General features: G+C 65.5%; 22 protein-coding genes. 7 read left to right on the forward strand and 15 right to left on the reverse strand.

The features are described from left to right. The first annotated feature begins 64 nt into the window (after positions 1 to 64). From WS46_RS32900 to WS46_RS32910, 3 genes are all read left to right on the forward strand, one after another. Entirely contained in the window at positions 65 to 757 is a 693-nt protein-coding gene (locus WS46_RS32900; RefSeq protein ID WP_059525988.1) for a pentapeptide repeat-containing protein, read from the forward strand. A gap of 331 nt (positions 758 to 1,088) precedes the next feature. Then, on the forward strand, positions 1,089 to 1,376 hold the full coding sequence (locus tag WS46_RS34920; RefSeq protein ID WP_218921330.1) for a hypothetical protein: 288 nt from the start codon (positions 1,089 to 1,091) through the stop codon (positions 1,374 to 1,376). 193 nt (positions 1,377 to 1,569) lie between these two features. Then, positions 1,570 to 2,688, forward strand: coding sequence for a polyamine ABC transporter substrate-binding protein (locus WS46_RS32910; RefSeq protein WP_059693658.1), 1,119 nt, complete (start codon positions 1,570 to 1,572; stop codon positions 2,686 to 2,688). Between the two features lie 29 nt (positions 2,689 to 2,717). Here the strand turns inward: WS46_RS32910 and WS46_RS32915 are convergent, their stop codons facing one another. The 3 genes from WS46_RS32915 to WS46_RS32925 all read right to left on the reverse strand — a co-directional run bounded on the left by WS46_RS32915 (position 2,718) and on the right by WS46_RS32925 (position 5,205). After that, complete coding sequence (locus tag WS46_RS32915) at positions 2,718 to 3,284, reverse strand: hypothetical protein (protein WP_059693660.1); 567 nt, start codon at positions 3,282 to 3,284, stop codon at positions 2,718 to 2,720. Positions 3,285 to 3,360: 76 nt separating this feature from the next. After that, on the reverse strand, positions 3,361 to 4,608 hold the full coding sequence (locus tag WS46_RS32920; protein WP_059693662.1) for an MFS transporter: 1,248 nt from the start codon (positions 4,606 to 4,608) through the stop codon (positions 3,361 to 3,363). Positions 4,609 to 4,875: 267 nt separating this feature from the next. Then, positions 4,876 to 5,205 (reverse strand): H-NS family nucleoid-associated regulatory protein, encoded by a 330-nt coding sequence (locus WS46_RS32925; protein ID WP_059525998.1) that lies wholly within the window; start codon positions 5,203 to 5,205, stop codon positions 4,876 to 4,878. A gap of 360 nt (positions 5,206 to 5,565) precedes the next feature. Between WS46_RS32925 and WS46_RS35870 the strand changes: the two genes are divergently transcribed. Next, the gene (locus tag WS46_RS35870; protein WP_156443229.1) at positions 5,566 to 5,802 is read left to right on the forward strand and encodes a hypothetical protein; all 237 of its coding nucleotides are present in this window, start codon (positions 5,566 to 5,568) and stop codon (positions 5,800 to 5,802) included. A 151-nt stretch (positions 5,803 to 5,953) separates the two neighbouring features. Here WS46_RS35870 and WS46_RS32930 read toward each other — a convergent pair whose 3' ends face one another. The 8 genes from WS46_RS32930 to WS46_RS32955 all read right to left on the reverse strand — a co-directional run bounded on the left by WS46_RS32930 (position 5,954) and on the right by WS46_RS32955 (position 13,272). Then, on the reverse strand, positions 5,954 to 6,898 hold the full coding sequence (locus tag WS46_RS32930) for an SDR family oxidoreductase (protein WP_059693693.1): 945 nt from the start codon (positions 6,896 to 6,898) through the stop codon (positions 5,954 to 5,956). A gap of 163 nt (positions 6,899 to 7,061) precedes the next feature. Then, complete coding sequence (locus WS46_RS32935) at positions 7,062 to 7,475, reverse strand: DoxX family protein (protein WP_059693664.1); 414 nt, start codon at positions 7,473 to 7,475, stop codon at positions 7,062 to 7,064. 318 nt (positions 7,476 to 7,793) lie between these two features. Next, positions 7,794 to 8,774 carry a lysozyme inhibitor LprI family protein gene (locus WS46_RS32940; RefSeq protein WP_373558374.1) on the reverse strand — a complete coding sequence of 327 codons (981 nt, stop codon included), beginning with the start codon at positions 8,772 to 8,774 and terminating at the stop codon, positions 7,794 to 7,796. A 531-nt stretch (positions 8,775 to 9,305) separates the two neighbouring features. After that, positions 9,306 to 9,698: a DUF4304 domain-containing protein gene (locus WS46_RS34925; RefSeq protein WP_082725446.1), complete on the reverse strand. Its 393-nt coding sequence runs from the start codon at positions 9,696 to 9,698 to the stop codon at positions 9,306 to 9,308. A 136-nt stretch (positions 9,699 to 9,834) separates the two neighbouring features. Beyond that, complete coding sequence (locus WS46_RS35875; RefSeq protein WP_156443230.1) at positions 9,835 to 10,197, reverse strand: hypothetical protein; 363 nt, start codon at positions 10,195 to 10,197, stop codon at positions 9,835 to 9,837. 93 nt (positions 10,198 to 10,290) lie between these two features. Beyond that, entirely contained in the window at positions 10,291 to 10,632 is a 342-nt protein-coding gene (locus tag WS46_RS32945) for a hypothetical protein (protein ID WP_155836489.1), read from the reverse strand. A 345-nt stretch (positions 10,633 to 10,977) separates the two neighbouring features. Continuing rightward, the gene (locus tag WS46_RS32950; RefSeq protein WP_059693668.1) at positions 10,978 to 11,763 is read right to left on the reverse strand and encodes a hypothetical protein; all 786 of its coding nucleotides are present in this window, start codon (positions 11,761 to 11,763) and stop codon (positions 10,978 to 10,980) included. Between the two features lie 624 nt (positions 11,764 to 12,387). Continuing rightward, positions 12,388 to 13,272 carry a LysR family transcriptional regulator gene (locus WS46_RS32955; RefSeq protein WP_059693670.1) on the reverse strand — a complete coding sequence of 295 codons (885 nt, stop codon included), beginning with the start codon at positions 13,270 to 13,272 and terminating at the stop codon, positions 12,388 to 12,390. Between the two features lie 127 nt (positions 13,273 to 13,399). Between WS46_RS32955 and WS46_RS32960 the strand changes: the two genes are divergently transcribed. Both WS46_RS32960 and wrbA read left to right on the forward strand, forming a co-directional pair. Then, on the forward strand, positions 13,400 to 14,125 hold the full coding sequence (locus WS46_RS32960) for a pirin family protein (protein ID WP_059526006.1): 726 nt from the start codon (positions 13,400 to 13,402) through the stop codon (positions 14,123 to 14,125). A gap of 61 nt (positions 14,126 to 14,186) precedes the next feature. After that, positions 14,187 to 14,789, forward strand: a complete 603-nt coding sequence (wrbA, locus tag WS46_RS32965) for an NAD(P)H:quinone oxidoreductase (RefSeq protein ID WP_059526008.1) — start codon at positions 14,187 to 14,189, stop codon at positions 14,787 to 14,789. A 120-nt stretch (positions 14,790 to 14,909) separates the two neighbouring features. Here wrbA and WS46_RS32970 read toward each other — a convergent pair whose 3' ends face one another. The 3 genes from WS46_RS32970 to WS46_RS32980 form a co-directional block, all read right to left on the reverse strand. Then, complete coding sequence (locus WS46_RS32970; protein ID WP_059693672.1) at positions 14,910 to 15,224, reverse strand: hypothetical protein; 315 nt, start codon at positions 15,222 to 15,224, stop codon at positions 14,910 to 14,912. Between the two features lie 243 nt (positions 15,225 to 15,467). Continuing rightward, the gene (locus WS46_RS32975; protein ID WP_059693674.1) at positions 15,468 to 16,202 is read right to left on the reverse strand and encodes an LrgB family protein; all 735 of its coding nucleotides are present in this window, start codon (positions 16,200 to 16,202) and stop codon (positions 15,468 to 15,470) included. Continuing rightward, a complete protein-coding gene (locus tag WS46_RS32980) occupies positions 16,199 to 16,570 on the reverse strand; it encodes a CidA/LrgA family protein (RefSeq protein WP_059693696.1) in 372 nt (123 codons plus the stop codon). The genes WS46_RS32975 and WS46_RS32980 overlap by 4 nt, the downstream gene beginning before the upstream one ends. Positions 16,571 to 16,877: 307 nt before the next feature. On the opposite strand from WS46_RS32980, the gene WS46_RS32985 reads away from it, so the two are divergent. Next, positions 16,878 to 18,731, forward strand: a complete 1,854-nt coding sequence (locus tag WS46_RS32985) for an ABC transporter ATP-binding protein (RefSeq protein ID WP_059693676.1) — start codon at positions 16,878 to 16,880, stop codon at positions 18,729 to 18,731. A 62-nt stretch (positions 18,732 to 18,793) separates the two neighbouring features. Here WS46_RS32985 and WS46_RS32990 read toward each other — a convergent pair whose 3' ends face one another. After that, positions 18,794 to 20,284: an aldehyde dehydrogenase gene (locus WS46_RS32990; RefSeq protein ID WP_059693678.1), complete on the reverse strand. Its 1,491-nt coding sequence runs from the start codon at positions 20,282 to 20,284 to the stop codon at positions 18,794 to 18,796. Positions 20,285 to 20,302: the final 18 nt, after the last annotated feature.

Below are 20,302 nucleotides of genomic sequence, written 5' to 3' on the forward strand. Positions count from 1 at the left end.
GCGCAACCCGGCCGATGCCATCCGATACCGGCCACGAACCTTTCAACTCACACTGGATTCCCTCATGACGACCTGCGGAGTTTCCGTCTCCGGCCGAACGCTCGATCGCGCCGACCTGCTGCTTCTCGTCGAAGGCTCGCCCGCGCCGATTCGTCTCGAAGACTGCGACCTCGAAGGCGCGGACCTGTCGCGGCTCGATTTGCGCGGCGTGCGATTCGAGCGCTGCGCGCTCGCGGAAGCATCGTTCGTCGGCGCGACCCTCGCGCAGACCACGTGGATTCGCTGCCGCGCGCGCCAGACGAGCTTCGCGTCGGCCGACCTGGAGGACGCGCAGTTTCAGTCCTGCGATCTCAACAACACGAGCTGGCGCCGCAGCAAGCTGAGCTCCGCACGCTTCGACGAATGCAGGCTCACCGGCGCGGACTTCGAGGAATGCAAGTCACTCGGCATCGAGTTCTCGAACACGCTGCTGGTCGGCGCGAGTCTGCGCCGTTTCTCGTTCCGAAAGACGCGGCTCGTGGCGCTCGACTTCTCGGATGCCGATCTCGCCGGCACCGACTTTCGCGACGCCGTGTTCGAAGGCGGCAGCCTGCGCAACGCGCATCTGAACGACGTCCGGTTCGATGGAGCCGATCTGCGCGACGTGGAACTCGGCGGCACGCCGAAGTTGCTCGCGTCGGGCGTGCTGCGCGGCGCGACCATCTCGTATGACCAGGCCGCGATGCTGATCGAGAATCTGGGGATCCGGGTCGCCTGACGACTGCACGCGCATTGCTTCGCATCGCGGCCGATATCCGCGACTTCGCGCGCGAACCGCGCATGGTGCAAATGCCACCGGCGATCTGTCGAATATTTTCGTCACTTCGGCGGCATTCCAAGCGGCGCGCACCACGCATGTCCCGCGCGCTCACATTCGCCGACCGAACCCAACGGCATTCAAATCACTAGGGAAAATCCGGAGACATCCTTACAGCGATTTACCTGATGATTCACAGGAACGTCATGTTTCGGCGATTCCACTTTGCAACATGCTTTCGTTTTGCTTCAACGCTTCGATATCGCCGCGCGGCAAGCGCGACGATCGAAGCATGAAACGGCAAGCGTCCGCGAGTCGCCAGGTGTTCAATACTTTCAACAACCCGGTCGAGAGTAACGTGAGAATCCGTGGCCCGCTGGTGCGGTGGAGACGAGGCGATGCGCGCAACGTGCGCGTCGCGATCTCGTCCGCCGACGACAGTGACCGCCGGCAGAGTCCTCGCCTGCATCTGTCGATCTATACCATCCTGTCCCGCCGTTCCGTCCGCCGTCACAACGCCGTCGCCGCACGCGCGTTCGTTGCGATCCACACCGACGACGTGGCATCGCTCCTGCCTTAGCGCCCCCTGCCTTCCGTTCGACCTGCGCATCGTGTCCGTGCGATTCGCTTCGTAGACCGAATGGACTCCCGATCATCATGCATCGCCGGCGCTCGTTTCGAATGCCGGCCGGTTACACACGTCCACCCTTGAACCGCGGCGCGGCGACTCGCCAACCGCCGAGCACCGCGCGCTCCAAAACGGAAGACATGCCATGCAACTCCGCACCCTTCGCCGCGCCACTGCTACCGCCGCCATGATGTCCGTCGCGGGCATCGCCGCCTTCGGCAACACGAACGCCCAGGCGGCCGGCGAGCTGAATATCTACAACTGGTCCGACTACATCGCACCGGACACGATCCCGAATTTCCAGAAGCAGACCGGCCTGCACGTGCGCTACGACAACTACGACAGCGACGACACGCTGCAGGCGAAGCTGCTGTCGGGGAACTCCGGCTACGACATCGTCGTGCCGACATCGAACTACATGGCCAAGCAGATCCAGGCGAACGTCTACCAGCCGCTGGACAAGACGAAGCTGCCGAATCTGTCGCACCTCGATCCGCTGCTGATGAAGATGGTCGCCGACGCCGATCCGGGCAACCAGTACGGCGTGCCGTGGGCGTATGGCACCGACGGCATCGGCTACAACGTGCAGGCGGTGAAGAAAGCGCTCGGCGACAAGGCGCCGGTCGACAGCTGGGCGCTGGTGTTCGACCCGGCCAACATGGCGAAGCTGAAGAGCTGCGGCGTATCGTTCCTCGACCAGGCCGTCGACGTGTTCGCCGCGACGCTGCAGTACATGGGCAAGGATCCGAACAGCACGAATCCGGCCGATTACCGCGCCGCGTACGAGGTGCTCAAGAAGGTGCGCCCGTACATCACGCAGTTCAACTCGTCGGGTTACATCAACGATCTCGCGAACAACGACCTGTGCGTGTCGTTCGGCTATTCCGGCGACGTCGGCATCGCGCATCGCCGGGCAGCGGAAGCGAAGCGTCCGTACGAGATCCGCTTCGCGAATCCGAAGGAAGGCGGGCTGCTGTGGTTCGACATGATGGTGATCCCGAAGGACGCGCCGAACCGCGACGCCGCGCTGAAGTGGATCAACTACCTGCAGGACCCGAAGGTCAACGCGGGGATCACCAACGCGGTGTTCTACCCGACCGCGAACAAGGCCGCGCGCCAGTTCGTGAAGCCCGCGGTCGCGCGCGATCCGTCGGTCTATCCGGCCGACGAGGTACTGAGCAAGATGACGTTGCTCAAACCGATGCCGCCCGAAATTCGTCGGCTCCAGAACCGGTTGTGGGCGCAACTGAAGACCGGGCGCTGACGGGGCAGCTCGCGACGGCCACGGCCGCCCTATCGCTGCGCCCGCGCCGCATGCGGCAACGCGGCCGCGAACGTGGCGTCGATGAACCGGATCACATCGTCGAGCGACGACGTGCACGTCGCGCCCGCGGCAAGCTCCCGGAACGCGCCGTCCGGCCCGAGGCAGATGAGCGGCTTGCGCCAGCGCCGCGCGAGCGCGATCTCCTCGGCCGTCCCGTGCCCACCGGGCAGCGCGACGATCAGGTCGCTGCTCAGCACGTTCACGTAGTTCCGGTTGATGGTATGCGGTTCGGCGCCCGGTTCGCGGCGCGGCAGCGGCGTGAGAATCGGGATCTCGACGAACGGATGCGGATAGCCTTCGAGCGGCACGAAGCCCGCGTGCGGATCGGCCTGCGTCGGCACGATGCCGATCGACCGGCCGGCCCGTCCCGGCACGCCGGCGAACGCACGCGCGACCGCCAGCATCACGCCCTGGCCGCCGCCCGTCAGCAGGTTGAAGCCGGCCTGCGCGAGCCATGCGCCGAGCGGCTCGGAAAACGCGAGCCACGGTTCCTTGCCCGAGCCCATCACGCCGATCGTTCGGTTGTTGCGTTGCATCGTGAATTCCGGTGATGAAGTTGAATTGAACCGCGGCGTGCGCCGGGTCGCGAATCCCGGCGCACGCCGCGCGTCGTCATTCGAGTTCGACGCCCTTGAGCTCGGGAATCAGGAACAGCGTCGCGACCATGTCGAGCACGTAGAGGCCGGCGAGCAGCGCGATCGCCGTCTGGAACGAGTAGTGTGCGGCGAGCGCGCCGACCGCCACCGGTCCGAAGCCGCCGACCGCGCGGCCGATGTTCCACAGCACGTTCTGCGCGGTCGCGCGCGCGGCGGTCGGATAGCCTTCGGACATCAGCGTGCCGTAGCCGCCGACCATCCCGTTGACGAACATCCCCATCAGCGCGCCGGCCCACAGCATCGCCGTCGGGTCCGTCAGGCGCGCATATGCGAGGACCGTCACGATCGAACCGAGCTGGTACAGCAGGAAGGTCGGCTTGCGGCCGATGCGATCGGCGAGCTGCCCGAACGTCCAGACGCCGATCATCATCCCGACGACAGTCGCCGCCGTCCACAGCCCCGACTTCGTCAGCGAGAAACCCATCTGCTTCGACAGGAAGGTCGGCAGCCAGATCATGATCCCGTAATAGCCGAAGTTCTGGACCGAGCACAGGATCACGATGCCGAGACTCGTGCGCGCGGTGCGGGCGTCGGCGACGAGCATCCGGAACGCGTTGGCCCGCGGCCGCGCCGCGCGTTGCACGAAGACTTCCGGCTCGTGCAGCCGGTTGCGCAGCAGCCACGCGAGCAGCGCGGGCAGGACGCCGACCACGAACATCCCGCGCCAGCCGATATGGAGCAGCAACAGCGGCGTCAGCAGCGCGGCCAGCAGTACGCCGGCCTGCCAGCCGAGCGCGACGTAGCACGACACGCGTGCCCGCTTGCTCGCCGGCCACGCTTCCGCCGCGAGCGCCATGCCGATTCCGAACTCGCCGCCGAGGCCGATGCCCGCGATGGTCCGATACACGAGCAGATCGCGGAAACCCTGGGCGAACGCGCACAGGCCGGTGAAGACCGCGAACAGCATGATCGTCCAGGTCAGGACGCGCACGCGGCCGTAACGATCGCTCAGGGCACCGAACAGAATGCCGCCCGCGACGGCGCCGATCAGCGTCCACGTGACGAGCGCGCCGCCCTGCCCGGGCGTCAGCTGCAACGCCGCCGTGATCGCCGGCAGCATGAAGCCGAGGATCAGCAGGTCGAAGCCGTCCATCGCGTAGCCGATCGCCGAGCCGGCCAGCGCCTTCCACGCGTACGCGCCGACCTGCTCGCCGCGCGGCGCCGCCGGATCGCCGAGCGCCGAAGATTTCATGTTTGCTGCCATGGTGTCCTGCCGGAAATGTCCGGGCGACATTCTAAAGCCTGTTCCCGCGCATGACGGGCGCCGGACGCGCGCACGCGGAAAGCGCCGCGCCGCCCGCTTCCGGGAACGGAAGCAGGCAGCGTCGGTAATGAATTTGAAAGACATTGAAGCCGGCGGTCCGCAGTCAGGCGGGACACCGAATGAACGCGATGAAGCGGGTGTTGCGAGGCCGGCGTCGCCGCCGGCGCGGGTCGAACGACACCGGAGCGGTGCCGGTGCGGTGCAGCCTCAGCCCCGATCGTCGCCGGGCCACCAGGTTTTGGCTTCGCGGTCGACGAGCAGCGTATCGAGATCCTTGCCTTCGAGCCACTTGGGACGCGGGCCACGGCCCGACCACGAGCGGCCGGTCGTTGGATCGTAATACTTGGCAGGCGCCTTGCGTTTGCGCTGGACGATGTAGCCGAGGGCGCTCAGCACTTCCTGCTGCGAGATGCCCAACAACTCGACCTGCTCCTTGAATGCCGCGAGTGCGGCTTGCTTCTCCTTCTGCTTGGCTTCAGACAGCTTGATATTCAGGTCCCGAAGTTGTGCTTCGAGATCCTGCAGGGCCTGGGTCATGTATTCATCCTCTTTGGGCATGTTTTTATTCAAAAAAACCTCCGATGGCCGAACCTATCACGAAGTTCCGCCAATCGGTGTTGCGATATGTGAATCGTTTGCCTGGACCTGTAACGCTTTCGAAGTGTACCGAACGCCACGCCATCGTCGAAAACCGCACGGCATCGGCACGCAACACATGGCGCCGCACCCATGCACAGGCGCGGCATGGCGCGAATGATAGCAGTGCGCATCCGTCATGTTCGAGGACTTTTGCGGTCCGGCGCACACTTGCCTTCGCCAGCCGGCGCGCGTCGGCGCCGGTGCGGCGGTTTACGTGCCGAAGCGGCACCCGGCCCACGCAACTCGCGCGAACAGCGCATGCAGCTTCGTGCCGCGCGCGGCCCCGATCTGACGACCGCGCTGGCCGCGCGCGACGCGCATGCCGATGCGTGGCGCGTGCAACGTTCCAGCATCGATATGGATGACGTAACGTTTCACGTCTCCCGGCAACGCGGCCAGAAGGCAGCCTGGCCGGGAACGGGCACGCGCGAGGTCGTGCACGCGATTGAATTCGATACGCAGACGCAGCGCGATGGGCGCTCTCTGCTCTCGTGATTGTTCGAATGCGTCAAGCCATCGGCGAACCCGACGCACCGCCCCCTCAGCCTCGACGTTCCCGCCGAACGGGAAGGTTGCGCGGCGTGGCGTCTTGCCGTGCACCTGCGATGACCGCTGCCACGCGTCGCGGCATCACGGTTCGACGCGCTTACGGCAGCGGCGGCGCGTCGCCCAGCACGGCTTGCAGCCCGGTCGCGAACGGCGTCGCATGATCGATCCCGAGTGCGCGCACGCGCGACGCATCCAGGTGGCAATCGTACGGACGCGGCGTCGCGTCGGCCGGCGTGTCGATCCGTGCAAGCGCCGCATCGACGCCGAGCGCGACCGCGATCCGTTGCGCGATGTCGTACTTCGTCATCGGCTCCTCGCCTGACCAGTGACGGATGCCCGTGACGGTCGAGCCCGCGAGATGGCGCAGCGTCAGGTCGCGAATGACCGCCGCGACGTCGGGCGTGTAGGTCGGATAGCGGATCGCCCATGCGTCCATCCCGACCGCATCCGCACCCGGTCGCGCGGACGCGACGATCGCCGGCACGAGGCTCGTGACGGCCGACTCGCGCCAGTCGACGATCGGCCCGTAGAGCAACGGCAGCCGCAGCACGCAGGCAAGCGGCGATGCGGCGAGCAACGCGGCCTCGCCTTCCAGCTTGGTGCGGCCGTAGATGTTCAGCGGGTTCGGCGCGGCATCTTCGCGGTACGGCGCGGCCTTGCCGTCGAACACGTAGTCGGTGGAGATGCCGAGCGTCCATGCGCCGTAGCGCGCCGCGAGCGCGCCGATGCGGGCCGGCGCGTCGACGTTGATCGCGCGCGCGGCGGCGGGGTCGCGTTCGCAAACGTCCGGGCGGCGTTCGGCGGCGCAGATGATCACGGCGGCCGGTCGGCGAGTTGCGAAGAGGTGTTCGAGCGCCGGCTGATCGAGCGCGTCGAGTCGGGCGACGTTTTCCGGCAGCAACGCGAGGCGCCGGGCGCCCGCGGTGTCCGGGTTACGGATCGTTCCGATCGGCGTCAGCGACGATTCGCGGGACAGCGATGCGGCAACCGCACGGCCGAGCAGGCCGGACGCGCCGATGAGAAGGATGGTCGGATGCGACACGGTGGCCAACGATGAAAGGGAATGAGGGCCCCCAATCTATACGAGAACACGCAACCGATGTCGATTTCGATCGCACGTCGACGACGTGCGCGTGATGAAAACAAGGCCCGATGCGCGATTGCGCGCACCGGGCCTGTCGTGCGGCACGAAGCCTCGCGTCCGCTTACTTCCGGTCGAACGAATAGTGCCCCGGCCCGCTCACCGCGAGCAACAGCAGCCCGCCGATGATGCTGATGTTCTTGTAGAAGTTGATCATCGCGAGGTACTGGTCCATGCCTTGCAACGCCCAGTAGCGATGCCCGATCAACGCGGTCGCGAGCGTGTAGACCGCGAACACCAGCGCAAGCGGACGCGTGTAGAACCCGACCGCGATCAGCGCGCCGCCGACCAGTTCGACCGCCACCGCGATCACCGCCGACAGCTCGGGCGACGGTGCGCCCGTCGACGCCATGTACGCGACCGTGCCCGAGAAGCCGTTCAGCTTCTGCCAGCCGAACAGCACGAACAGGATCATCATCAGCACGCGAGCCGCCAGCAGCAGCTCGTCCTTCTTCGACTCCAGCGAAACGTAACGCATAGCAATCACCTTGAATTGACGGTTTGACGCATTCGGTGCCGATGGCCGCCGCAATGGCGAACCCACGGATCGGCAACGAACCCTCCTCGCACGATCGAACGGCGGGCCGGCCGGCCCGCTGCCGAGGAATCCGTCCCGTCGCGCCGTCGTGGCGCGCTGCGGAGCGGTTCTGGCGAAGCACGGCTGCAGTCTACTGTCTCACCGGAAATCATCAATCCGTCGAAACAAGATTGGCTGTCGCGATTGAGTGGACAATTGTCACGTAACAAACGTGTCATACGCGGCCGGGTACATCGGCCGGCGCGCCCGCCCGCCGGATCACATCAAATCGACCGGCAGCGTCTTGTCGAGATTGTCGTGCCATGCGCGAATGGTCTTCGGCACGGTCTTTTTCCACGCCGGCGCGCTCGTGTAATAGCGCATCCGCACCTTGTCTTGCGCATCGAACACCAACAGACCGATCCACAAATCGGTGCCCCGGCGCATCACGATCGCGGCGTTCGTCGTCGCGATGCCGCGTACCCAGTACGACTTCACGCCGGCATTCAGCCCGTCGAGATCCTGTTCGTCCGCGCTGGAGTTGACCGTGTCGACGAGCGTTTGATAATCGGCGCCCAGCAGCTTGTGTGCGATCGCGTTCTGCCGCGCGTCCGCCAGCACCTTTAGGGTCACGAGATCCGCCGCCTGACCCGCCTGCGCCTTCGACGCCGTCACGTAGTCGCCCGAATACACGACGCCCGCACCGGCGCCGCAATCGGCATCGCCGCCCTGCTGCGCGACCCGCACGCGTCCGCCCTTGCGGCTGAAATCGAGCCGGCATCGGTCCTGGCGAAACGTGGCGCTGTCGCCGTGCAATTCGATATCGCCGCTGAGTCCGCCGGTATTCGCGCCGTTGTTGCCGCTCAATTCGAAGTGAAGACGCGGTGCCGTGCCGGTGAACGTCAGCACGCCGCCGACCGACGGGTTCGCGCTGTCGCGATACCACGTCTGCTGCCAGCGGTCGGCCGCAAGCGACGTGCCGCTCAGGATCGCGAGCCGCTCGCGATAGCGGTCGCCGAGGCACGACGCTTCGGTGCCGCAGCGATCCCGCTGCTTGAGCCATTTCAACTGCGCGGCCTTCAGCGCGGCCGTATCGCCGCCTTTCGCGAGCGCCTTCTTCCATGCCGCGGCCAGTTCGCCATCGAGCGACGACAGCCCGGCGTCCGCGCAGATCGCCTTTTCGGTCGGCGAAACGGCTTTCGCGCAATCGAAGCCGGCCGCGTGCGCGGCAATCGGCGAGATCGTAAGCATTGCCAACATCATGACGGATCGCAGGTTCGCGCTCCACGCATGCCGGCCGTGAAGTGCGGCCTGCCCTCGCTCGCCCGCGCGAGCATTCGATCGATTCTTCATTGTCATTGGACTGGACTCGTCGTGGATGGCGGTGAGTAGAAGCTACGTGCCCGATGTACGCGCCCGATTCGGTTCGAGGTAAAAAATACCCGGCCCGGCATGCGCTGTCGGCCCGCGCCCCGGCGAAGCCTAACGCGAATGCGCGCCGCCGATCAATCGGCGCGCGGCATCGCGTGCGTGCGAATGGAAAGCCATCCGATACCGGCGCGCGAGCGCCGAAACGAACCATCGCCGCGCGCGACGCACTGGCCCGCATTCGGGACGCCAACGCGCTCACGTCACTCGCCATGCCGCTCGACGAAAGTCATCGCGACTTCCACCGCGCGCGCAACGTTTCCTTCCTCGGGTGGAAAAAGAGGTTCTTCGTGGATTTCTGTGGTCGTCGCTTGCCGACCCTAAGCGGACAATTGGCGCCTCCGTTAACGGACAGTCGAAGGCTTAGCTGGCCGCCCACCAACGTTCCGCCTCGTCGAGGCAGGCGCGCAGTGACTCTGCGACGACCGTCGGCGATACGCCTTGGTCGAACCTAAACCAGTGGTCTGTGTTTTTTCCGGATGTTCCAAGCCGGTGACGCAGATTCGGGTGGAGATCATGCGCGGTAACCTTGCTCGCTGGAATGTGCTTACCCCAGTGGGTCGTAACACCCTCGATAGCACATCTGGATATTTCAACGACGAAGCCTCCGCCGTGACGGTCAAACTGGATCGTGACGAGATCAACCCTGTTTTCCCGCTGTCTTCTAAAGTGAGGCAAGGAACCTTTGAAACCTTGCTGACGAAGCGCAGGAACGAAGTGCGCATTTAGAGCGCTGTTCATTTCTTCGCGGCTCATTGCTCCAGCACCTCAGAAGATCGATGAGATTTGCGATGGTAACGTATATGCGGGTCGTATCTGCACGACGCTAGAAGCATGGGTCGTCGGCGACTCCGGCACTAACGTCAACCGATCGCTTCTGGCCGTCAGATGCCTATGGACTTGTCGCCGCATCATTGATTTCAACGGTAATACAGAAGTGCAGTCGGTCCCTCGTTCCGAGATTATTTTTCGTCCACTCCCATGCCGCCGCCGCGATTGTCCGACGACAGAAATCCGCGGCTTCCGGTATCGAAAGATGCTCAAGACTCGTCGTTCCCTGCGGCGCGTTACCGTGTCCGCCCCGTCCATCTGGCGACTGAATCCATCCTTCCCACCCCAGGATGCGAATCTTGTTGCTCGCACAGTAGTCGATCGCTGCGATAGCCGCATTTAGCGGGAGGACGATTTCCCTTGGTGAAATCGATTGCCGCGCGATCTCGGGCGGCAAACATAGCAACTGCATCAGTTGAGTCACTCTTTCAGTTCGGACATCGCCGGATTGTCGGCAATCTAGCCTCGTATGTCGAGCGTCCGTTCGTGGCCGATCTGAGCCCAATAAACGACCGACTCAGGCGCATTGGTCAAAGTTGTGTCTTATGTCGCCGCAGGCGCGATCAAATCGCTCGTGGTATTCGGCACAGAATCGTTTCTCGTTCGACGATAAGTTCAATAACGCGAGGAGATTCGCCGCATTGTTCGAGGCAGCAAAGGCTTCGAGTTCATGCGGGGCATCAGGGTACAACTCCCTCATTGGTTCGAGAGTGCCGGAGTTCCGAACGGCGTAGTCAATGACCCACATGCTGTAGACGACGCGTTCGATCAACGTCAGGCTGTCGAAACCCTCGAGTGATCTTTTCTGAATGACTCGGTCGCCTTCGTCAATCAACCACGTTTCCATATCGAGTTTCATAGGCGGGTCGGCACTATAGATGCCTTTCAGCAAGGCGTTGTTTGCACTGGGTATGAAAGGTGTCGCCCTAGATGTGCGGCGATGGACGGAATTGTCAGCAATCTAGCTCCGCCTGTCGAGTGTCCGTTCGTGGCCGATCGCGGCCGGCCGTCGCCCTGCAACGCGCGACCGGCGCAGATCGCCCCTGAGTCGTCATTTGCGGTGCCGGTTGCCGAGGGCCGCTTTCTGCCGCGCATCGGCATCGTTCACTCGGCATCCGCAGGTGGGATCGGAAATCAGCAAATACCCCCGCTGATGCAAACCTCCGGCCTGGGGAGCCGACACAGTCCGATCATGCGTTTGCGTTCAGCAGGGCACGCGGGCGTTCACTCCTGGGGTGGACCACGTGCACCAGCGCTGAACCTCTTGTGGCTGTGGCTGCTGCTGCGTCGCATACGGTCGGCCAGTCATCGGGTTAAAGGCGTCACCCTCTGAGGAACGTGCGGACCCCATTGCTCGAGACGCACTTAGTGCCTGGCCGACCTCGACTTGCTGCGTGATGAGATCCTTTTTCTGGGCATCCTCAACCTTTTTGGTCATGGCAACCAGCCGCGCAAACTTCGGATCGCTCGCTTCCTGCAGGGGCGGCAGCGGCGGCGCAACGGGCATGAACACCAGCGGGCCGGTGTATTTCGGTATGCCTTGTTTCGATGGTTTGCCCCAATTTGCCGCCTTACCGATTTCCCACACGGCGACGTTGATTTCGAGCGCGTGCTCATAGTTCCGATTCACATCCGCCAGCGTGGGAGTTCCAGTAGGTGTGGGAAATGGTCGTAACGCTGGCGGCAAGGTTTGCGGCCCTGTCGGGTAGACGACCCGGACCCAACCTGTCGTAGCGACGGAGTATTGAAACAGCAGGTCTTGATAGGCTTCCAGTATCTGGGCACGGCTGTGGGCCTTGGATTCGCGAACCATGGCTTGATACGCATTTAACGCCTTGGTGTAGCGCACGTTGTCGTCCCGCGTGGTGATGACGAGCTGCTGCTGCGGATCAGGTGGGGCTGGCGGCGTGGCAGCGCAGCCCGACAGCGCAACAACAGCAACCGTGAAGATGGCAACTGCTCGAACCTTCACCTGCGCATGATGCGACATAGATGCTCCGACCGGAGGGTATAATATTGGGCCAATATATATCGATCTATCCCATTTCAACTACGGGTAGGCGATTTTCATATAGAAGTTTCGCTAAAAGTTGATAGAAAATCAACGGCCTATAAAACTCTCGATTTTGTGGATCGAGGTAAACGCTTGAGATAACGGACGAGTACGCCTTTCAGGATCTACTGTACGGTGTGCTTCAACTTGATTTGATGATATCCGGCCACACGGCTGGTGCCTGAACTATGAGGGAACCAACACGCCTAGCCGAAGAGTCTGATGCGCCGTGTGGGCTGCCACCCCCGGCCGAGTCTCATGTTTGCGGCTGTATGCATATGCCCCGAACATGCAATAAACCAGCCATGACGAACGCATCTGAAAAGAAGAGCGATTACGATCACCTAGGCGGACAGGCGCAGGCTTCGAACAAAGCTCAATATCACGCGACGCCTACGCGTGTCGATTGAACGCCCGCTTGCTGAGTGCAACTGCCCTTTGGATGACCGCGCAACGCATCGGCCGAGGGTCCGCTTCTGGCCGAACGCCGACGTTCGTCGCCGGCGTTCCCCCAGAAATCCACGAAGAACCAAAAAAAGCACCCCACGCTCACCGCGCCCGCTACCCCCGCGCGCCCAACCGCTCCGCCAGAAACCCGATGAACGTGCGCAGCGTGACGAACCCTTCCCGGTGCTGCGGAAACACCGCATTCAGCGTGATCGGCGACGGCGCATACGCGTCGAGCACCGGCACGAGCGCGCCGCTGTCGAGCGCCGCGCCGACGATGAAATGCGGCAGCAGCGCGATGCCGAGCCCCGCGATCGCCGCGTCGCGCACGACTTCGCCGTTGTTCGCGACGAGCGGCCCCTGCACGTCGAACGTGCGCGCCGCGCCGTCGACCCGGAACTCCCAGCCGACGCGCCGCTCGCGCCCATACATCAGGCACGTGTGGCCGGCGAGGTCGGCCGGCGTCGCCGGCGTGCCGTGGCGCTTCAGGTAAGCGGGGCTCGCGCACGCGATCATCTCCCACGCGCCGAGCTGCCGCGCGATCAGCGTTGAATCCTCGAGCGTGCCGATCCGCAGCACGAGATCGAAGCCCTCGCCGATCAGGTCGACACGCCGGTCGGTCAGGTCGACGTTGAGCCGCACGGCCGGATGCGCGGACAGGAATTCGGCGATCAGCGGCGACACGTGCGTGATGCCGAACGACAGCGGCGCGCTGATCTTCAGCGAGCCGTGCAGCTCGGTGCTGCGCACCGACATCGCCTGCTCGGCGTCGGCGACCTCGGCCAGGATCCGCTGCGCACGCGCATAGAACTCGTGCCCCGATTCCGTGACCGCGAGATTGCGCGTATTGCGATGCAGCAAACGCACGCCGAGCGCTGCCTCGAGCGCCATGGTGCGCCGGCTCACGAACTGCTTGGACAGCATCAGTTGGTCGGCCGCCGCCGTGAAGCTGCCCGCATCGACGGTCGCGACGAAGATCCTCAGGTCGTTGAGTTCCATATTGTCCACCTCAGAGTGACAGTCATTATCTCTACAGCCATTTATTTGTCAAATCGATTGACCTAAGATTCATCTCAACGAACAGCCGGACCCACTTCCGAGGTCCGGCGAGATCCAGGAAAAAATCATGATCGAGACTCGTGCAGCAAACCAACGTGGCCGTGCCGAGCATGGCTGGCTCAGCTCCCGTCACACGTTTTCTTTCGCGAATTACTACGATCCGAAGCAAGTCGGCTTCTCCGACCTGCTGGTCATCAACGACGACCGCGTCGCCCCGGGCCGCGGCTTCGGCACGCACCCGCACCGCGACATGGAAATCCTGTCGTACGTGCTCGACGGTGCGCTGGAGCACAAGGATTCGATGGGCACCGGGTCGGTGATCGTGCCGGGCGACGTCCAGTTGATGAGCGCGGGTACCGGCGTGCGTCACAGCGAGTTCAACCACTCGCACGAGACGCCCGTCCACTTCCTGCAGATCTGGGTCGGGCCTTCCGAGAAGGGTGCCGAGCCGCGCTATCAGCAGACGAACATCGCGGCGGACGACAAGCGCGGCAAGCTCACGCCGATCGTGTCGCCCGACGGTAGCGGCGGTTCGCTGAAGATCCGCCAGGACACGCGGATCTACGCGGGCCTGTTCGACGGCGACGAGCGCGCCACGCTCGAACTCGCACCGGACCGCTTCGCCTACGTGCATGTCGCACGCGGCAGCGTGACGGTCAACGGCGTGACGCTCGGCGAAGGCGACGGCGCACGTATCCGCGACGAGCAGGCGCTGACGTTCACGGATGGCAAGGATGCCGAAGTGCTGGTATTCGATTTGCGTCCGGTCGAAGTGACGGCCGAGTGGGCGTGACGCCCGTTCGGAACATCGTGCCCCGCTGAACGCGGGGCCTTCTTATTCGGAGATTCGCAACATGGCCAAGGTACTCGTTCTCTACTACTCGTCCTACGGGCACATCGAAACGATGGCGCAGCACGTCGCGGAAGGCGCGAAATCGGTGCCCGGCGTCGAGGTCACGCTCAAGCGCGTGCCTGAAACCATTCCCGTCGACCAGGCGAAGGCGATCGGCATCAAGGTCGACCAGGCCGCACCCGTCGCCACCGTGGACGAACTCGCGGGCTACGACGCGATCATCTTCGGCACGCCGACCCGCTTCGGCAACATGGCCGGCCAGATGCGCACGTTCCTCGACCAGACCGGCGGCCTGTGGATGAAGGGTGCGCTCGTCGGCAAGATCGGCAGCGTGTTCGCGTCGACCGGCACGCAGCACGGCGGCCAGGAAACGACCATCACGTCGTTCCACTCGACGCTGCTGCACCACGGAATGGTGATCGTGGGCGTGCCCTACGCGTGCAGCGGGCTCGTCAACATGAACGAAATCACGGGCGGCACGCCGTACGGTGCGACCACGCTCGCGGGCGCGGACGGCAGCCGTCAGCCGAGCGCGAACGAACTCGACATCGCGCGCTACCAGGGCAAGCACGTCGCGGAACTCGCCGCGAAGCTCGCGTCGTAACGCGGGCGCCGTCCATCCCGGAAAGCCCGGGACCGCGGCGCGTGCCGCCTGCGCGACACGCACGAGCAAGCACGGCGCCGGTCGACCCGGCGCCGTTTTCCGTCGCGCGAACGCCGGCCGTTACTGGCCCGATGCCGGCGCGGCCGGAGCAGCGGGCGCCGCCTTCGTCGCGGGCGCCTTCTCGACCGCGTTCTGCGGATAATTGCTCTGATCGTTGGTCAGCCGGTAGCCGGTGCCCGTGCCGATCGCCTTCAGGTCCGTCGCGTGGCGCGCGCGGGCCGCCTTGCGGGCGGCCTTCTTTTGCGCCTTGTCGAGTTGCTTCTGCGTCGGCGCGGACGCCGGATCCTGCGCGTATGCCGCCGGCGCGGCGGTCAACAGCAGACCGAACGACGCCGTTACTGCCACTGCCACCGAAACCACGCGAGACTTCGTCATGGCCGGATCTCCTTGTCGATTGTTGGTTGTGGGTCGAACGCCGGCACGCACGCGACGGACGTCGGCGTGCGACCACGGCGCCGATGCAACGTTAGCCGATCGCTGCGCAATTGTCCGTGCCCGTTCCTGAATTCTCCTGATAACGGCAACGATACATGCGCGGCAGGTGCCCGGCCAGACGGCGTGACGCACGTGCCATCAGGGAAACCGATAGCATCGCGCGCCGCCGGCACCCGGCGCCGCTCAGATCCAGCGCGACAGCACCGGCAGCAGGATCGGCACGACGAATGCAGTCAGCACGCCGTTCAGCCCCATCCCGAGGCCGGCGAACGCGCCGGCCTCCTCGCTGACCTGGAACGCACGCGCGGTGCCGATCCCGTGCGACGCGACGCCGAGCGCGAAACCGCGCACCGCCGGCTCCTCGATGCGCAGCGCGTTCAGGATCACGCGGGCGCACACGGCGCCGAAGATCCCGGTCGAGATCACCAGCACGGCGGTCAGCGACGGAATCCCGCCGATTTCCTGCGCGACGGCCATCGCGATCGGCGTGGTCGCGGATTTCGGCGCGAGCGACGCGATCGTCTGGTGCGACGCGCCGAACAGCGCGGCGATGCCGACCGCCGACACGATCGCGGTCAGCGAACCGGCCAGCAGCCCGACGAGCAGCGGCACCGCGGCGCGCCGCAGCTTCGACCACTGGCGGTACAGCGGCAGCGCCAGCGCGACCGTCGCCGGGCCGAGCAGGAAGTGGACGAACTGCGCGCCCTCGAAATACGTCGGATACGGCGTGTGCGTGATCGTCAGCAGCACGACGATCAGCGCGACCGCGATCAGCACCGGGTTCGCGAGCGGGTTGAAGCGCGCGCGTGCATAGACGGCCTGTGCAATCAGGTACGCGATCAATGTGATCGTCAGGCCGAGCAGCGGGGTCGCGGCGAGGTAGACCCAGATCGCGCCGAGTTTCGGAAAGGCCGTCATTGCGTGCCCTCCGCCGTGCCGTCCGCGCGCCGCTGGCGGCGCAGCAATGCACGCGTGACGAGCGCGGTCACGGCAATCGCGAGCGACGTGCTCACGGCAAGCGCGACGACGACCGCGAGCGCATCGCCGCGCACGCGGTCGGCCGACACCATGATGCCGACGCCGGCCGGCACGAACAGCAGCGACAAGTGACGCAGCAGTTCGAGCGCGGTCGGCTCGATCGCGTCGGCCATCTGTGGGCGCAGCATCACGAAGCCGAACAGCAGCAGCATGCCGATCACGGGGCCCGGCACCGGCAGGCCGAACAAATGGGACACCCCTTCCCCAAGACACTGGAAGGTCAGCAAGACCGCGAACGCCTGCAGCATGAAGCGCTTCTCCCGAACGTGGCCGCGCGATCGTGCAGACGCGCGACCGATGGGCCGGCGGCGTGTCGCGCCGGCGTGGACGATACGCGCGATCGTATCAACAAAGGCCGCCGGGCGGGCTGCCGGCGCGGTGCGCGACTGCGGGCAACCGCCCTGCAGCCGGATCGAATCGATGCGACACTTGCCGCCGGACGATGCGAAAACGACGCAATCCGCGCGCACGCGGATGCGTCGCTTACGCTCGGCGCACATGAGACACGCATGAGCGGCCGGCCACCTGCCCGCGCCGCATCAAGGAGAAGGTTCAATGTTTTCGTGGTTTGAACGGCGCCTGCCGACGTTCCCGCTCGAGGATCCCGTCACGCCGCCGAAGGGGTTCTTCTCGTTCGTCTGGGCGTGCACGAAAGGCGCGCGCGGCTGGATCCTGCTGATCGCGCTGACGTCGGCCGCAACCGCCGCGTACGAAGCCGTGCTGTTCGCGATGATGGGGCGCGTGGTCGACTGGCTGTCGTCGACGACGCCGGCCGAATTCGGCGGCCGGCATTTCGGCACGCTTGCCGGTTTCGCGGCGATCCTTGCCGGCAGCGCATTGCTGATCGCGCTGCATACGATGATCAAGCACCAGGTGCTCGCGATCAACTTCCCGATGCGGCTGCGCTGGCTGTTTCACCGGCTGATGCTCGACCAGAGCCTGTCGTTCTACGCGAACGAGTTCGCGGGCCGCGTGACGACCAAGATCATGCAGACCGCGCTCGCCGTGCGCGACGCGCTGTTCATGTCGGTCGACGTCGTGATCGGCGTCGGCGCGTACCTGATCGGCATCCTCGCGCTCGCGGCGAGCTTCGACTGGCGCCTGATGATTCCGCTCGCGCTGTGGGCGCTCGGCTACGGCGTGGCGTGCGCGTATTTCGTGCCGCGCCTGGGTGCGGTCGGCAGCCGGCAGGCCGACGCGCGCGCGCTGATGACGGGCCGCATCACCGACGCCTATTCGAACATCACGACCGTGAAGCTGTTCTCGCACACGCGCCGGGAAGCCGACCACGCGCGGCGCGCGATGGAGGCGTTCAAGGTCACCGGCGATGCGCAGATGCGGCTCGTCAGCGCGTTCGAGGTCGTCAACCACCTGCTGTCGACGCTGCTGCTGGTCGGCTCGACCGGCCTCGCGCTCTATCTGTGGCTGCACGGCGAGGCGAGCGCGGGCGTTGTCGCGGCCGTGATCGCGATGGCGCTGCGCCTGTCGAGCTATTCGCACTGGATCATGTGGGAGATGACCGAACTGTTCGAGAACGTCGGCACGGTCCAGGACGGCATCAACACGCTGACGAAGGTGCGCAGCGTGGTCGACGCACCGGACGCGAAGGCGCTCGCCGTGCAACGCGGCGGCATCGTGTTCGACAACGTGAGCTTCGCGCACGAGGACAACGAGCGCGCGGTGTTCGACGGGCTGAACCTGACGATCCTGCCGGGCGAGCGGATCGGCCTGATCGGCCGCTCGGGCGCCGGCAAGTCGACGCTCGTGAACCTGCTGCTGCGCTTCTACGACGTGGATGGCGGCGCGATCCGGATCGACGGGCAGAACATCGCGCACGTGACGCAGGACAGCCTGCGCGCAGCGATCGGGATGGTCACGCAAGATACGTCGCTGCTGCACCGGACGATGCGCGAGAACATCCTGTACGGCCGCCCCGACGCGACCGAGCGCGAGATGCACGACGCGGCCGTGCGCGCGGAAGCGTCCGACTTCATCGACCGGCTGCGCGACCGGCACGGGCGCAGCGGCTACGACGTCGAAGTCGGCGAGCGCGGCGTGAAGCTGTCGGGCGGCCAGCGGCAGCGTGTCGCGATCGCGCGCGTGATGCTCAAGGACGCGCCGATCCTCGTACTCGACGAAGCGACGAGCGCACTCGACTCCGAAGTCGAAGTCGCGATCCAGCGCAGCCTCGACGGCCTGATGCGCGGCAAGACGGTGATCGCGATCGCGCACCGGCTGTCGACGATCGCGGCGATGGACCGGTTGATCGTGCTCGACGAAGGGCGCATCGTCGAGGAAGGCACGCACCTGCAGCTGCTTCAGGCGGGCGGCATCTATGCGGCGCTCTGGGCGCACCAGAGCGGCGGGTTCCTCGGCGAGACGGCGGATGCGGAGGGGGCCGAGCAGTGACGTTCATGCACGCGCGCGGCAGACGCATGCCGGCCTGCCGCGCGTGCGTGATGCGTGATGCGTCACAACCGCACGATGGTCGATTTCAGCTCGGTGTATTTGTCGAGCGCGTGCAATGACTTGTCGCGACCGTTGCCCGACTGCTTGTATCCGCCGAACGGGAAGTTCATGTCGTCGCTGCCGTCGCCGTAGCAGTTGACCCACACGGTGCCGGCACGCAAGCGCCGCGCGACCGTATGCGCCGTCGCGTGGTCCGCCGACCACACGGCTGCCGCGAGCCCGTACTCGGTGTCGTTGGCGATGCGCACGGCCGCATCGACGTCGTCGAACGCGATCACCGACAGCACCGGCCCGAAGATTTCCTCGCGCGCGATCGTCGCATGCGCGTCGACGTCGAACACGGTCGGCTCGACATAGAACCCGCCCGTCTCCTCGCGCACGCGCGCACCGCCCGTCACCAGGCGCCCTTCCTCCCGTCCGATGCCGATGTAGCGCATCACGCGTTCGAGCTGCGCGTGATCGACGATCGCGCCCATCGCCACCGCGGGATCGAGCGGATGCCCGGGCGCGAAGCGCCGCGATGCGGCGACCACCTTGTCGACGAACGCGTCCTTGATATCGCGATGCACGAGCAGGCGCGAGCCCGCCGTGCACACTTCCCCCATGTTGAAGAAGATCGCATCGGCGGCCGCCTGCGCGGCGCGATCGAGATCGGGGCAATCGGGCAGCACGATGTTCGGCGACTTGCCGCCCAGTTCGAGCCACACGCGCTTCAGGTTCGATTGCGCGGCACACGCCATGATCTGCCGCCCGGTGCGCGCCGAACCGGTGAACGCGATGCAATCGACGTCACGATGCAGCGCCAGCAGCCGTCCCGGCTCGGCACCGCCGGGCACGACGCTGAACACGCCGGGCGGCACGCCGGCCTCGCACGCGAGCTGCGCGACGCGGATCGCGGTCAGCGGCGATTTTTCCGACGGCTTGAGCACCACGCTATTGCCTGCCGCGAGCGCCGGCGCGAATTTCCACGCGGCCATCAGCAGCGGGAAATTCCACGGCACGACCGCTGCGACGACGCCGATCGGTTCGCGCGTGACGAGTCCGACGAGATGGCGATCGGCGGGGACGACCTCGCCGCCGACCTTGTCGATGGCCTCGGCATACCAGTCGACGCTGTGCGCGGCGGCCGGCACGTCGATGGCCGTGGTGTCGGCGATCGGCTTGCCTGTATCGAGCGTCTCGAGCAGCGCGAGTTCGTCGCAATGCTCGCGCATCAGCGCCGCCCAGCGCTGCAGCACAGCCTTGCGTGCACGCGGATTCATGCCGGCCCACGCCTGCGCGTCGAACGCGCGGCGCGCAGCTGCCACGGCCGCATCGACTTCCTCGGCGCCGCAGTCGGCCACGTGCGCGAGCACACGGCCGTCGATCGGGCTCACGCACGCGAACGTTGCCCCGGTGCGCGCGTGGCGCGCCTCGCCGTCGATGAACGCGCGCGCTTCGATGCGCAGAACGGCCGCGCGTGCCCGCCAGTCTTCGAATGTGGATGGATTCATGGGTATTCCTTACCGTCA

This window comes from Burkholderia sp. RF4-BP95 (assembly GCF_001521985.1).
GTDB classification, from domain to species: Bacteria; Pseudomonadota; Gammaproteobacteria; order Burkholderiales; family Burkholderiaceae; genus Burkholderia; species Burkholderia diffusa.

What these genes read in the sequence shown, in the direction of transcription:
- WS46_RS32920 (WP_059693662.1), bottom strand. Translation starts at nt 4,608, where the DNA reads ATGGCAGCAAACATGAAATCTTCGGCGCTCGGCGATCCGGCGGCGCCG.
- WS46_RS32915 (WP_059693660.1), bottom strand. Translation starts at nt 3,284, where the DNA reads ATGCAACGCAACAACCGAACGATCGGCGTGATGGGCTCGGGCAAGGAA.
- wrbA (WP_059526008.1), top strand. Translation starts at nt 14,187, where the DNA reads ATGGCCAAGGTACTCGTTCTCTACTACTCGTCCTACGGGCACATCGAA.
- WS46_RS32980 (WP_059693696.1), bottom strand. Translation starts at nt 16,570, where the DNA reads ATGCTGCAGGCGTTCGCGGTCTTGCTGACCTTCCAGTGTCTTGGGGAA.
- WS46_RS32970 (WP_059693672.1), bottom strand. Translation starts at nt 15,224, where the DNA reads ATGACGAAGTCTCGCGTGGTTTCGGTGGCAGTGGCAGTAACGGCGTCG.
- WS46_RS32900 (WP_059525988.1), top strand. Translation starts at nt 65, where the DNA reads ATGACGACCTGCGGAGTTTCCGTCTCCGGCCGAACGCTCGATCGCGCC.
- WS46_RS32955 (WP_059693670.1), bottom strand. Translation starts at nt 13,272, where the DNA reads ATGGAACTCAACGACCTGAGGATCTTCGTCGCGACCGTCGATGCGGGC.
- WS46_RS32975 (WP_059693674.1), bottom strand. Translation starts at nt 16,202, where the DNA reads ATGACGGCCTTTCCGAAACTCGGCGCGATCTGGGTCTACCTCGCCGCG.
- WS46_RS32940 (WP_373558374.1), bottom strand. Translation starts at nt 8,774, where the DNA reads ATGTTGGCAATGCTTACGATCTCGCCGATTGCCGCGCACGCGGCCGGC.
- WS46_RS32935 (WP_059693664.1), bottom strand. Translation starts at nt 7,475, where the DNA reads ATGCGTTACGTTTCGCTGGAGTCGAAGAAGGACGAGCTGCTGCTGGCG.
- WS46_RS32950 (WP_059693668.1), bottom strand. Translation starts at nt 11,763, where the DNA reads ATGTCGCATCATGCGCAGGTGAAGGTTCGAGCAGTTGCCATCTTCACG.
- WS46_RS34925 (WP_082725446.1), bottom strand. Translation starts at nt 9,698, where the DNA reads ATGAGCCGCGAAGAAATGAACAGCGCTCTAAATGCGCACTTCGTTCCT.
- WS46_RS32990 (WP_059693678.1), bottom strand. Translation starts at nt 20,284, where the DNA reads ATGAATCCATCCACATTCGAAGACTGGCGGGCACGCGCGGCCGTTCTG.
- WS46_RS32925 (WP_059525998.1), bottom strand. Translation starts at nt 5,205, where the DNA reads ATGACCCAGGCCCTGCAGGATCTCGAAGCACAACTTCGGGACCTGAAT.
- WS46_RS34920 (WP_218921330.1), top strand. Translation starts at nt 1,089, where the DNA reads ATGAAACGGCAAGCGTCCGCGAGTCGCCAGGTGTTCAATACTTTCAAC.
- WS46_RS32985 (WP_059693676.1), top strand. Translation starts at nt 16,878, where the DNA reads ATGTTTTCGTGGTTTGAACGGCGCCTGCCGACGTTCCCGCTCGAGGAT.
- WS46_RS32960 (WP_059526006.1), top strand. Translation starts at nt 13,400, where the DNA reads ATGATCGAGACTCGTGCAGCAAACCAACGTGGCCGTGCCGAGCATGGC.
- WS46_RS32910 (WP_059693658.1), top strand. Translation starts at nt 1,570, where the DNA reads ATGCAACTCCGCACCCTTCGCCGCGCCACTGCTACCGCCGCCATGATG.
- WS46_RS32945 (WP_155836489.1), bottom strand. Translation starts at nt 10,632, where the DNA reads ATGAAACTCGATATGGAAACGTGGTTGATTGACGAAGGCGACCGAGTC.
- WS46_RS35870 (WP_156443229.1), top strand. Translation starts at nt 5,566, where the DNA reads ATGCAGCTTCGTGCCGCGCGCGGCCCCGATCTGACGACCGCGCTGGCC.